General features: G+C 43.6%; 14 protein-coding genes. 6 read left to right on the top strand and 8 right to left on the bottom strand.

What is annotated here, in order from left to right:
• Positions 1-27 precede the first annotated feature (27 nt).
• From BACINT_RS03600 to BACINT_RS03570, 8 genes are read right to left on the bottom strand one after another with little or no spacing between them, the layout of a single operon-like run.
• The gene (locus tag BACINT_RS03600) at positions 28-336 is read right to left on the bottom strand and encodes a hypothetical protein (protein ID WP_004304290.1); all 309 of its coding nucleotides are present in this window, start codon (positions 334-336) and stop codon (positions 28-30) included.
• A 53-nt stretch (positions 337-389) separates the two neighbouring features.
• On the bottom strand, positions 390-635 hold the full coding sequence (locus BACINT_RS03595; RefSeq protein ID WP_004291529.1) for a DUF6956 domain-containing protein: 246 nt from the start codon (positions 633-635) through the stop codon (positions 390-392).
• Positions 632-865, bottom strand: a complete 234-nt coding sequence (locus BACINT_RS23545; RefSeq protein WP_004304291.1) for a DUF3873 domain-containing protein — start codon at positions 863-865, stop codon at positions 632-634. The genes BACINT_RS03595 and BACINT_RS23545 overlap by 4 nt, the downstream gene beginning before the upstream one ends.
• Before the next feature lie 19 nt (positions 866-884).
• Entirely contained in the window at positions 885-1142 is a 258-nt protein-coding gene (locus BACINT_RS03590) for a hypothetical protein (RefSeq protein ID WP_004291531.1), read from the bottom strand.
• A gap of 24 nt (positions 1143-1166) precedes the next feature.
• The gene (locus BACINT_RS03585; protein WP_004291532.1) at positions 1167-2498 is read right to left on the bottom strand and encodes a PcfJ domain-containing protein; all 1332 of its coding nucleotides are present in this window, start codon (positions 2496-2498) and stop codon (positions 1167-1169) included.
• On the bottom strand, positions 2495-2911 hold the full coding sequence (locus tag BACINT_RS03580) for a PcfK-like family protein (protein ID WP_004291533.1): 417 nt from the start codon (positions 2909-2911) through the stop codon (positions 2495-2497). The genes BACINT_RS03585 and BACINT_RS03580 overlap by 4 nt, the downstream gene beginning before the upstream one ends.
• A gap of 13 nt (positions 2912-2924) precedes the next feature.
• The gene (locus BACINT_RS03575) at positions 2925-3146 is read right to left on the bottom strand and encodes a hypothetical protein (RefSeq protein ID WP_004291534.1); all 222 of its coding nucleotides are present in this window, start codon (positions 3144-3146) and stop codon (positions 2925-2927) included.
• Between the two features lie 11 nt (positions 3147-3157).
• Positions 3158-3373, bottom strand: coding sequence for a hypothetical protein (locus tag BACINT_RS03570; protein WP_004291535.1), 216 nt, complete (start codon positions 3371-3373; stop codon positions 3158-3160).
• 347 nt (positions 3374-3720) lie between these two features.
• Here BACINT_RS03570 and BACINT_RS24880 point away from each other — a divergent pair, with 347 nt between their 5' ends.
• The 6 genes from BACINT_RS24880 (at position 3721) to BACINT_RS03540 (ending at position 12002) form a co-directional block, all read left to right on the top strand.
• Positions 3721-3933, top strand: coding sequence for a hypothetical protein (locus BACINT_RS24880; RefSeq protein ID WP_171031146.1), 213 nt, complete (start codon positions 3721-3723; stop codon positions 3931-3933).
• Positions 3934-4744: 811 nt separating this feature from the next.
• Positions 4745-7327 carry a hypothetical protein gene (locus BACINT_RS03560; protein ID WP_007660660.1) on the top strand — a complete coding sequence of 861 codons (2583 nt, stop codon included), beginning with the start codon at positions 4745-4747 and terminating at the stop codon, positions 7325-7327.
• A gap of 84 nt (positions 7328-7411) precedes the next feature.
• On the top strand, positions 7412-7906 hold the full coding sequence (locus BACINT_RS03555) for a TlpA family protein disulfide reductase (RefSeq protein WP_007660659.1): 495 nt from the start codon (positions 7412-7414) through the stop codon (positions 7904-7906).
• Positions 7903-9483: a DUF6029 family protein gene (locus BACINT_RS03550; RefSeq protein WP_007660658.1), complete on the top strand. Its 1581-nt coding sequence runs from the start codon at positions 7903-7905 to the stop codon at positions 9481-9483. Before BACINT_RS03555 ends, BACINT_RS03550 begins: the two co-directional genes overlap by 4 nt.
• Positions 9484-9518: 35 nt before the next feature.
• Entirely contained in the window at positions 9519-10661 is a 1143-nt protein-coding gene (locus BACINT_RS03545) for an Omp28-related outer membrane protein (protein WP_007660657.1), read from the top strand.
• 18 nt (positions 10662-10679) lie between these two features.
• Positions 10680-12002 (top strand): zinc-dependent metalloproteinase lipoprotein, encoded by a 1323-nt coding sequence (locus BACINT_RS03540; RefSeq protein ID WP_007660656.1) that lies wholly within the window; start codon positions 10680-10682, stop codon positions 12000-12002.
• The last annotated feature ends 5 nt before the right edge of the window (positions 12003-12007 follow it).

Genomic DNA, 12007 nt, shown 5'->3' with positions numbered 1-12007 from the left:
GTAGGGCGGCTCTCGCCGCCCCGCCACTCAAAAGCGTGTGTAAAGTCCCGTCACCATCGTGAACATTTCCTCCAGCATATCAAAATAGATACCCTCGTGTACGGCAATGTCCTTTGTCTTGCACTCAAAGGTCTTTTTGCTGAACGTCCTGCGGTAGAAGCGCATATTGTAGAGGTCTGCCCCTTCGTCATAGATGATGTCAAGGCGGTTGGCACTTGTTTTGTTCCTTGCAAGGCTCATCCGTAAGCCGTTGCCCATATCTATGAAATCACGGCTACCTGTCATGGCGGTGAAGCGTTTTCCGCCTATCTGCTGTAATATCGTCTTGGCTATCATATCTTTTGTTTTTAGGGTTTTAAGTATTGGCGGTGCGGACACCGCCATCCCGTTCAAAATTCTCGCATTTCGGAAATGGGGGTCTGCCGTTGTAGCCACTCTTTCACACATTCCATATTGTACTCGCTCGTGATGACTGCCGTATGGCTGTCGGTGGCGGTGAAACGTGTGCTTTCGTAATCATCTATCCACCCCTTGAGGGTGTCCGTTCCCCACGCTCCGGTATCGTCAAAGATACCGTCCAATGCCGTGATAGGTTCGCTGAACTTGACTATCAGCGTTTGATAGGTCGTGTTCATAGTCTGTCCTCCTTTCCCTTCTTTGCGTTCAGCCACTTGTCCCGTGCGGCTCGGCACTCGTCCAACGTGGGTTTGACACAAGAGAACAATTCTCTGTCTATGGGGTGGCGGTAGTCGTACTGCACAAGTGTCCGCCTGCGTCTTCCGATACCCGATTGGAAACGCTCGTATTTCTCCGTACCTGCTTCCGCGCAGGTGCTTACTCCGTTGATGGTCATTCGTGTTGTCATAATGTTGCTTTTTAGATGGTTAAAAATGTACTGACAGAACTCTGTTCTTCATCACCATTTCGGGGTTGCTTGTGTAGCGTTGGTGCAGGTAGAAATGGTGTGAGCCGAAGCCGTAAAGGAAAAACTTGTCAAGTTCGTGCTTCTCGGCAAACTCCTTTACGCTCTTTCTCAATTCCCCCTCACTCGTTGTGAGAGTGAGGAGGTTCACAAATTCAAGGAACATCGTGGGGATTGCATCATCCCACACACAAATCATACTTTCAATTCTTACTTCCATATCAATGTTGTTTTAGGGGTTATGCTATGCCGCTTTCATCCGCTCACGGATAAGGTTGGCGTTCTTGTTCACAAGGTCTATGATGCGCTCGTGATATTCGGTGTCCTGGTTGTGCTTGCCGTGGCACTGCACCACTTCGAGGGTTCGCAAGTCCACCTCTACGGTTTCAATAATCTCATCGCCAATCCTTGCCGATAGTATGAGGGTGTCGGCTTTCTTGTAGTATCCACTGCCAAACACGCAGATGCCCTGCGTCTTGCCCTCGTTGTAATACTCGTCTATGCTTTCAAGCACCTTGACGATTATTTCCTCGTCCGTGATTACCAAGCCGAAGAATTTGGATTTGTTGGCGATGAAATCCTCCGCATCTTTCTTTCGTTGGAGTTGTCGCTGTTGCTCACGCTCACGCCTTTCAATCTCCCAACGGCGTTGCTCTGCGGCTCTTTCCTTCTCGTGTATGGCTTCAATTTTTCGGGTTGCGTTGTCGTGTGCCGCCATGAAATCTTCGGGACAGATGTTCTTCGGGTTACGGAGGTCTTGACCGAGTTTTTTGAGCATACGCAGATAGTCGCACCACATTGAGAGGTTGTCTATCTGATACTTGTGACGCTTGGCAATCAGATATGATGCCCAACATTCATCGGCAGTACGGGTATTGAAAAGAAAGTGTTTCATGACCTCAATCTCACCGCCTTTCATAAGGGTTTCAATTCTTGGGTCTGAAAGCAAGGCTTTGAAAAGACGCACGGGGGAGATGCCGTGGAAATCGCCCTTGAAGCCGTTACGTCTGAGTTGGGGCAATATCCTCATCTTTGGATATGCACAGCTTCTTGCCACCACATCATCGTATAGGCTGTTGTGCGGTCTTACCTCCATATCGCTGCCTAATGCCCACACATCGCAATAGCAGAAAAGGAAGCCACGGAGCAACGCCATGTCCGTAACCTTGCCGTCGGGTGAAATCCAACGCTGCACGACCTCGTGGCAGTAGAAACGCATCGGTTCGCCTTTCCTGCTCTCGCATCTGACCTGCGCCACGCGGATTACCTGATACCCTTTGCAGGTGGTTATCACGCTGAAATTCTGCGTTTCCTTGTAGATGCGTCTGCGTGTGTCCTGCACTTTGAGTTCGGCATGGCATTTGGGGCAGGTGCAGCCTTCAAGGGTGTCGCATAGTCCGCTGTCGCTGTGCCACTCGTGACCGCAGTCGGAACAGGTGATGTTCCCTTTCTTGGTGCGGTAGCCGATATGCTCAACGCAGTGGCGGTATGCCCAATCTATTTGTGTCGCTGATATGGGGCGAAGGTTGGCGGAAAGTCTTGCCACCTCTTTCTGTATCTTGGTCTTCGGTTTCATAAGCCTAAATCAAATAATGAGGGTTGGGGTTGGTTTTCTTTTCTCGCTGACGGTCTGTGGCGGTTCTGCAACTTGCGGAGTTCCTCCTCTTGGTATTTGCGGACAGCGTTCTGACGTGCCTCCGCCTTTTCCTCTGCCGTGAGTTTCACAACGTGGTTCACAACCACTTGGCAGTCCATCGGTTTGCCCACCTCTATCTCGTTTTCCTCATAGTAGTGGATGGCTTGCCCGAATATCTCTCCGTCCGTGAAACCGTTGCAACCGCTTTTCTGCACATAGTTCAGAATGTGGGTCACGCACTCGTCCATGTTCTTGGCAGGGTTGCGGTACTTCTTTGCAAATAGCGCATCTTCCTCCGCACGCTGTTCCAAGTACATATATATCGTTCTCTTGAAATGGTCTGTTCCTTTCATATCGCTGTCATTTTTAGATTATCTGTTTCAGTATCTCTCTCCAATAGGTCGGCTCTACCTCGCTGAGAAGGAAGTCCATGAAATCCCTCCGTGCGTCCTTGTTCAGTTCGTGGTACAATCTTCGGAAAGTTTCAAAATTGCCGTTGATGTACGTTTCCACCATATACACGAAGATGTTGTCCACCTCGTAATATCTGCACTGCTGCGCTGCCGTCTTGCTGTTTCTTTTTGCCATGTCGGTAAGGGTTAAAGGGTGAATAACCAAAGGATGAAGCCAAAGAAGGCAATGGTGGAAAGGATAGCCACGATTACACCTATCGCCACTCGGAACACTCCGTTTACAATCTCTCTGATGATGCCCCAAAGGATGCCGAACACCCCGAAGGCGGTGCGCATCATCAAGCCGCATATCGCCAACCCGATGTGTTGCGCCATTTGTCTGAAATTTGCCGTTGCCGTCATATCTTCGCTGTTTTTGATTTTTTTGTTTTTAATGCGGATTCAAGAGCTGAGGGAGTTGAGTTTCAAACTATCTTATCTGCCTCTCGTTTATCCGACATTTTTTTTATGCGTCTTTCTGTCGCATCGGTCGTTTTCGTTTCGGGTGCTTGAAAAGGTAGGGATTAGGGAATGCAAGGTTTTTCGGTCAAAATACTACCCGCAGGGCTGGAGATTTTTACCGAAAACAGGAGGCTTGACCTTGCTTTCCCGTCCAATCCCGGAATTACCTTTGCGCCCAGAACGAAAATGACTGACTGATGCGGCTTACTGAAAGGCGCAAAATGGAGGTAAACGAAAACAGAGGCAGATTGTGTAGAAAAAAACTTCAGGGGAAAATCCGTAAAAAAAAGAATCACCAAAAGGAAAAAGACATCACCGGAAGCGTGAAAAGGGCAAACCACAACAAAGGAAGTATGATTGTTTCCGATCCGACGGAACTTGTTCAGCCGGGTGGCAACAATCATTCTTCCCGGTTTGTCCGGCTGTGTGTGGGCGCCTGTTTCATTCATGGGGCAGGCTGACACACTCTGCATTCACTTTCCGCTTCCGGCAAAAGAGACAGCGAAAAAAGAAAAATCATTTGAAAACCCGTAAAAGCACCTCTTGGCATAGGCGCAAAAGAAAGGGGCATTGCTTCATCTGTCTAAACATCGTTTAGGCGTGAGGCAATGCCCTTTTCTCCAGCTATGCGGTAGTCGGCACACGTTTGTTCCAAACTCGTTTTGGGCAATGGTGTGCCGACGGACAATACCGCTTTTACGGAAAATTCTTATGAATGAGGGGATAAAAAACGGGAGTTTATATCAAAATCTCGAATTAAATAGCTACTTTTGCATACGAAGAGTTCTTTGAAGGTTACGCAACGCGCAGAAGGATAATGCAGTAGATAACTAACTAAATCGTAACCTATTACTATCAAGAGCAATTAACCTACGCTCATTTCCAATAAATTACACTCTTTTCGTAACTTCCTTTTGCAATAGTTCAAAGTTGGAGGGTACTATCAGAGTATCAATCCTCTATAATGATGCCACTTTTAATGATAATTTCATGCTATCACCTGTTCCTCCCTTTTGAAAATGTTCGAAAGGAGAGAGAATATCATTTTTACTCTTCTATTTGAAAGATACAATTGCTGGTTGTAAATTCTGAAATGTAGAAATTATGAGGCTGCTGGTATCTGTTATGTCTCAACTATGGACTGTATATTTATGATTCCCGGGACAATTTATGAAAAGAATAATTGATTACGTATAGAGGTCTTGTTTTGGCGAATTGGAAAATATGATGGATTGCTGATTCGTGTATTTATTAATTTAATTTGTTTGATTTATGAGAAAATTGTATCGATGTCTATTCCTGCTAAGTACACTTGTCTTAGCTGGGGGAATGTGGAGTTGTTCTGACGACGATGACGAAACTGAAAGTGTTGTTATAACACAAACAAGTACGGATGAAACGAGCGAAGTGTATGCAACTTCTGCTACGTTTAAACTGGCTACTCGAGGGGTGGAGTCTTTTGCCTATCAGGTAGTGGAAGGTGCTGATGCTACTGCTCCCGCAGGAGAAGTGATTTATGCTGAAGCACAGGAAAATAATATAGTTATTTCTGCGGAAGATGGTGATAATGAGGTTACGGTATATGGCTTGGAGGGGAATAAAACTTATACTGTATTTTTTGCCTTGAAAAAGGGTGCGGAGTATATTGTAAAGTCGCAGACGATTACTACGCCTGCTTATACACGCCTTATAACAGTTATAGACACAAAACCTTATAGTATAAAATTACATATTGAGATGCCGGAAAATACTTACTATAAGTTATCTTTTGGAGCTCGTGATATGTATCAGGCACAAAAAGATCAATTTGGAATGACTGATGGTGACTATGTGTCATATGGACAATTGTATAAAGGTGCTAAGACTATAAACTTGGTTGATGGTGAATATTTGGAGGAAAATCCGGTACCGGATGAAGATTTTCCTATTCAGGTGTTACCTGGCTATCCTTATGTGATATTGGTTGCAGAATGTGATGCAGATGGCAATGTATTGTGTGAATATGATTATGGTGATGGCGGAGATGATTGGGAACCGATGAAAACTACCCGGTCGGCTACTGCTCCGATGACAGATGGCTATACGGAAGAGTGCTCTGACGCGGCAGTTACGTTTAATGGTAAGTATGCAAAGCAATATGTCTACGGTGGTTCAACATTGGTTGAGAGTAAGATTACCGTTGAAAAAACAAAAATAACGGAACGTTCGGCTACTTTCACGATTACTCCGGATGAAAATGTTGTCACCTATGTTGTAGACGCAATGACAAAGGAAGATTATGATTATTATGTTACGATATGTGGTGAAAGAGGTATACCTACTTTTGAACTCACTAATAATGAAATGTATACAGGCTCTCAGGTTATGTCTACCAATCCAGCTTATCTTCCTTTTGAAAAGGGGAAAACATATAAACTGATTGTTGTAGGCACATACAGTGAAGATTATAGTGTACAAAGTATTCAGATTATAGATTTCACCCCGTTTGAATCTACAAAGCCGGAAGCAAAACTGGAGATTACTGCTAAAGAAGACCCGGATAAAAATCCCTGGATGGTATGGTTTAACATCAAAGCTCCGGATAAGAATTGTTCATATATCAGATATCTGATGAATTATATGAAAGAGTGGACTCCTATGTTGAACTCGGGTACCACTAAAGAGCAACTGATGCAATCATATGGTAATTATGTTACAGAGGTCGAAATCATGAATGCAATTAATAGTAATGATGGTTATGACATCGGCTTCACTTCTTGGGAGCATACAGAGTCAATGCTTATGGTAGCTTCCTTTAATGAAGATGAAAAAATGGCGGTGTATGAAGGGAAGTCTACTTCTTTGCCTGAACCGGATAAAGAACGTGTGGATTCTCCACTTTTCGATGATTTGAAAGGGGATTGGACTGCGACATGTCAGGCCCAATGGCAAGATTATACCGGAACGTATGACCAAAAAGTCTCATTTAAGGTCACTCTTGCTGGCGGACCCGAACAGGGACCTTCTTCTGTGAGTGCAATGGACTCGAAAGATTATGATGCACTCTTCAGTTATTTCAAGGAAAGTGCCATGAAGAATGGCCAGGATGAAGCTACTGCTGAAGCTTATGCGAAAACCAAAGTGGCAGAACTCTTTGATGAGTATAAATCGGAAGCTACACGCTATGCCGGAAAATACAGAGGACAGAACCGTTTGGTTGGTTTGAGATTTGATGCAGCACATGAATATATGAGTGCTTGGGATTTATTCTGTGATCTCGATTATTCGGCTTATGACACTGAAGAGCTATTCTACGATTATGGTCCGAAGCTATTCCTGGAAATCAGTAAGGGTGAGAACGGTAAAGATAAACTTGAGCTGACAGCCGACCAGAGTTGTGTTGCTCCTGTTTCTGTATGGAAAAATTATGAAGTATTGTTCGTGGGATATAACTCTGCTGTTTATGATAATGCTCCTTTGGGACATTTCCCAGTAACGGTTTCTTCTGATAAGAATACGATTACAATCGGAGGTGTTGAAGCTGACGATGTGATGTGCTATCCTTCTCCGGCTTACTATTCATTTGTTAATCAACCTGTTTTCATTTCAAAGATTACGTCACCAATCACTCTGACAAGAGGTTGGACAGAACCGGAGAAGAAGATGGCTCCTATTGCGAAAGCACTTGAGCAAACAACTGTTAGAGCTGAAATGGTTGCATCTCATAAAGGAAATCGCTTTATGCGTACTAGTTTGCCTTGGACAAAGGATGGATTATTGCCACTGATGCCGGAGACTACTATAAAGTCCATTTCTCTGAAAGAGAATATTCAGAAGAAAGCAGCTGAATTACATACTAAGATGCCTAAGAAATAATCGTAGGCAATTAAAAACTATTTAAAGGATACACCGGAATTATTCCGGTGTACCTTTTCAGTAATTAATTAAGAAATACTCGATATGATGAAGAAAATCAGTTTCTTAATGGGGGTATTCTTCGTTTTTTCTACCCTTGTGGCTTATGCTCAAGTATTGCCTGATGTAAAAGTCGAAAACACTCGAGGTGAAATAATTTCTACTAAAACATTGGTTGACGGAAAACCTTTCATCCTTTCTTTTTGGGGAGTGACTTGCAAGCCTTGTATCACTGAACTTAACACGCTGAATGAACTCTTGGAAGAATGGCGTGAAGAAGTGGATTTTAATATTGTTGCTGTATCTATTGATGATAGCCGTTTTACGGCTCGTGCCCGGTCTATGGCCAAAGGGTTTGGGTGGGATTTTATCTGTTTGTTCGATAAGAACCAGAACCTGAAGCGGGTTATGAACGTATCTCTTACTCCACAAACTTATATTGTGGATGGAAATGGCAAAATTGTATATTCACATTCAGGCTATACTCCCGGTAGTGAACTGGAATTATTGGAGAAGCTTAAAGAACTACAAAAGAAATGAGAAAATTATATGCAATGTGGATGTTGGTCTGTTTTTCTGTGGCACAGCTCAATGCCCAGGAATCTAATAAAGGCCAGTTGACCGGAAGCCTGGAGAGCAACAGTATCTATTATGTGGAAGATACAGGTCTGGATGCCGGTTCTTCTGTAAACCCTGATGATCATTTTGGTTCAAATAACTATTTGAAACTGGACTATAGCTATGGTAAATTCTCTGCTGGTATTCAGTTGGAAGGATTCTTACCTGCTTTGCAAGGATATGATTATGCTGTTTACGGTAATGGCAAGCGTACGCTTTTAGGGGCTAAATATGTGAGCTGGCAAGATGAGAATTTTGGTTTTCGTGCTGGTGATATTTACGATCAATATGGTAGTGGACTTGTGTTTCGCAGTTACGAAGATCGGGCTTTAGGCTTTAATAATTCTATTGAAGGTGTGCAGGGGCGTTATGAGTATAAAGAGTATGTCCGTTTGAGCGGGCTGTATGGACGCCCCCGCCTTTATCTGGATTATGCAGACAGTTACGTTCGCGGATTTGATGCCAGTGTTTCACTTTCTTCACTTCTGGGTTTACAGAATATGAATCTGAACGTAGAAGGTAGTTATGTGAATCGTTATGAAGATTTGAAGGAGAATGCCGATTTAATCGATATTCTTACCACCTCCAATCTTGATATGTTTTCCGGTCGCATTAATTGGGACTGGAATGATTGGACTGTACGTGCTGAGTATGTGAGTAAAGGGAAAGACCTGCCTACTTCTGTCAGTGCAAATATGGTGGATGGGAATGCAATCCTGGTGGAACTGGGGTATAGTCATAAACGTTTTAGTGTATTGGGCACATTTCGCCAATTGGAACACATGAATACGATGCTTACGTTGATAGGCGAAGGTGCCGGTAATGTATTGAATTACCTGCCTGCCCTGACTCGTCAATACACCTATATGCTGGCAAACCTTAATCCTTATCAGGTGAATGCCGACGGTGATGCCGGGGGGCAGATTGATGCCTATTACTCTATCCGTGGTGACAAGCAGCGCAACGATTACTGGAATTTCCATGCTAATTTCTCCACATTCTATTCGGATAAGGATTTGACCGGGGAAAGCCGTCTTTTGTGGCGTGATATCAATGCGGATGTAGAACACCAGTGGAATAAACGGTGGAAAACTGCTTTTCTGGTATCCGTGCAGGAATGGAGTCCCAGCCATGGTATGCAGGATGTAACTTACGCTTCAAATATCTTTGTACTGGATAATACGTATAAGTTTAATAAGAAGACGGCCTTGCGTGCAGAAGTACAATATCTCTACTCTACAGATTATGAGAAGGACTGGGTGGCTGCTTTAGTGGAATTGAGTCTGGCTCCCCGCTGGAGTTTCGCCGTAAGTGATATGTGGAACCATGGCACTACGGATAAGCATTATTATAATGCTTCTGTCAGCTATACGCAACATCGCACCCGCTTGCAACTGAGTTATGGGCGTAACCGTGCCGGATTTGTTTGTTCGGGTGGAGTATGTCGTTACCAACCTGCCTATACCGGTGCTAACCTGACGTTAACAACCAGTTTCTGATAACAATATGTAATATTAAAAGAATAATAGAAGAAATGATACATTTAAGTAAATACTTATATTTGGCAGCTATCATTGTAATAGTTGTCTTTTCCGCTTGTAGTGGAAATTCCAATGACGAACCGGAGAACGGTGGAGGTAACGAAACTGGTACTTTGGTATTGCGTACTTCGGCCACTGTAATTGAAGCAAACGGACAGGATGCGGCTGTCTTTACTGTAATGAAGGGCAACTCCGATGTAACGGACAAAGCTGTTATTTATAAGGCTTCGGCTGTTTATGGCAATACTTCCTTTTCTTCCGTTACAGAAGGAAGTTTTCAATTTTTTGCCAGCTATAACGGCGAGATTTCTGATAAAATCACAGTGCAAGCTGTAAGTGGCATACCTTCTTTGCCATCTGATCCGAGTGCGAACACTTTTGAAGGATTTAAGCAACGCGTATTGGCTGTGCAGGGCACCAGTACAGGATGTGCTTATTGTCCTTATATGATTTCCGGTATCAATATCTTCTCCGAAACAGAACGGGCAGCCAGCACTGTGTTTGTTGCAGTACATACTAATATTAATGAAACAGATCCGATGACTAATGAGGCTTCTCTGGCCATTATCAGTGCTGCGGGAATGAACAGTTTCCCGGCTATGGTGATAAATATGGATAAGAATATGTCTATCGGTTCCAATTACCCCCAGCAGATATCTAATACTATTTCTACAAATGTGAGGCTGGCTTTGGAAGATCCTGCCACTTGTGGAGTTTCAGCAGCCGTAAGCGGAACAGAAGCTTCCGGTAAAGTGAAAGTGCAGGCTAAAATAAAAGTAGGGGTAAATGCCGATTACCGTATTGCTGCTTGGCTGCTGGAAGATGGTATTCAACATGCACAAGCTAATTCTACTGATGTTACTTTGGATTCTCCGATGATCCATAATAAAGCTTTGCGTGCTGCTAATTCTACTTCTCCTGTAGCTGGTGTTTTACTGGGTGGACGCACCGGATGGACAAAGGGTGAAAAAGCGGATTTTTTCTGTGAGTTTAATATTGCACAGGCAGGCATCAATAATTTGAGTAAATGCCATGTTGTGATTGTTGTTTCCAAACCGAATTCAGCGAACCGTTTTATTGTTGACAATGTTATTGATTGCCCTATCAACGGGAGTGTTGCCTTTGAATACAAATAAAAACTTAATTCACCAGATATGACTAAAATGAAAAATCTCAAATTACTTTTCCTGTTCGCTTTATGCTTGCCTTTCGTGGCAGGCTGTAGCGATGGTGATGACGAAGCTCCTTACGTGGAAGTTTCGCAATCTTCGTTTACGGATCTGGATGCTACGGCTACTACATTAACCTTGAAGATAACATCGAACGCTTCTTGGACAGTGACTTCGGATGCTTCTTGGTGTGTACCTTTAAAAGCTGGTGGTGAAGGAACTGCCGATGTTCAGTTGAACATTGCCGAGAATATAGATAGAGGTACACGTACAGCCAGAATAACCGTTGTAGTAGCAGGGGGTGTGTCGTCTCAAACTGTTACGGTTAGTCAGAAAGTTGTTGTGCCTGATGATAATTATCACTATAAGTTACCTGTTGTTTTTCATGTCATCTATTCCAGTAAAAGTAATACGAAACAGTATGTGAAGACTGGCTGGCTGGAAACGATACTTGCTGATGTGAATAAACTTTATAAAAGTAGTGGTGTGGACTTGAATCTGGAATTTGTGCTGGCTACCGAAGATCCTGACGGCAATAAGATGGAGGAACCTGGTGTACATCGCATACAATGGGCCAATGCTCGGATCAGTTGCAGGGAATTTATGGGATACACTGCCAATACGCCTCAGAAGTATATTGACTTGATGTGGGATCAGGACCGTTATATTAATGTCTGTCTCTATACCTTCACTGAAGAAGGTATATTGGGAATCTCTACTTTCCCTTACACAATTCAACCGGATCATTTAGAAGGCCTAAGTGTGCTAGCGTATGAGGTTGATTATACTAATATCCCTTACCCGCATTGTGTCAGTATCAATAACGATTATATTTATGACCATGATGCGTATTATAGCAGTTCTGATATTGTTGCTACGTTGACACATGAATTGGGACATTATTTAGGACTGCGCCATGCGTTCTCGGAAAATGACGAGGATCAGACGGGAAGTTCAGACTGGTGCATTGACAGTGACTTCTGTGAAGATACTCCGACATATAATAAGGCAGAGTATGATGACTACCTCCTGAAATATTTGGGAAATAGTGGCACAATGACCCAGGCAGACTATGAGGTTCTGGTGATGCGTAATGACTGTAAACATCCGGGTGTGACTTTTCGCTCGACTAATGTCATGGATTATGCCATTTCTGATGCAGACCGGTTTACGGCAGATCAGGCAACGCGTATGCGTTATGTGATGTTACGCAGTCCGTTCATTCCGGGACCGAAGATTCGCACTCCGGAACAGCAACAACCATCCAGTCGTACTCCGATTCATTTTGAAATGAAAGCTTATGAGTAAATGAA

Origin of the sequence: Bacteroides intestinalis DSM 17393 (genome assembly GCF_000172175.1) — a bacterium.
GTDB classification, from domain to species: Bacteria; Bacteroidota; Bacteroidia; order Bacteroidales; family Bacteroidaceae; genus Bacteroides; species Bacteroides intestinalis.
Note: the sequence above shows the minus strand (reverse complement) of the source record. Positions and strands in the feature narration are given on the sequence as shown.

Coding starts and splice junctions, on each gene's coding strand:
- BACINT_RS03600 (WP_004304290.1), bottom strand. CDS start 336: ATGATAGCCAAGACGATATTACAGCAGATAGGCGGAAAACGCTTCACC.
- BACINT_RS03595 (WP_004291529.1), bottom strand. CDS start 635: ATGAACACGACCTATCAAACGCTGATAGTCAAGTTCAGCGAACCTATC.
- BACINT_RS23545 (WP_004304291.1), bottom strand. CDS start 865: ATGACAACACGAATGACCATCAACGGAGTAAGCACCTGCGCGGAAGCA.
- BACINT_RS03590 (WP_004291531.1), bottom strand. CDS start 1,142: ATGGAAGTAAGAATTGAAAGTATGATTTGTGTGTGGGATGATGCAATC.
- BACINT_RS03585 (WP_004291532.1), bottom strand. CDS start 2,498: ATGAAACCGAAGACCAAGATACAGAAAGAGGTGGCAAGACTTTCCGCC.
- BACINT_RS03580 (WP_004291533.1), bottom strand. CDS start 2,911: ATGAAAGGAACAGACCATTTCAAGAGAACGATATATATGTACTTGGAA.
- BACINT_RS03575 (WP_004291534.1), bottom strand. CDS start 3,146: ATGGCAAAAAGAAACAGCAAGACGGCAGCGCAGCAGTGCAGATATTAC.
- BACINT_RS03570 (WP_004291535.1), bottom strand. CDS start 3,373: ATGACGGCAACGGCAAATTTCAGACAAATGGCGCAACACATCGGGTTG.
- BACINT_RS03560 (WP_007660660.1), top strand. CDS start 4,745: ATGAGAAAATTGTATCGATGTCTATTCCTGCTAAGTACACTTGTCTTA.
- BACINT_RS03555 (WP_007660659.1), top strand. CDS start 7,412: ATGATGAAGAAAATCAGTTTCTTAATGGGGGTATTCTTCGTTTTTTCT.
- BACINT_RS03550 (WP_007660658.1), top strand. CDS start 7,903: ATGAGAAAATTATATGCAATGTGGATGTTGGTCTGTTTTTCTGTGGCA.
- BACINT_RS03545 (WP_007660657.1), top strand. CDS start 9,519: ATGATACATTTAAGTAAATACTTATATTTGGCAGCTATCATTGTAATA.
- BACINT_RS03540 (WP_007660656.1), top strand. CDS start 10,680: ATGACTAAAATGAAAAATCTCAAATTACTTTTCCTGTTCGCTTTATGC.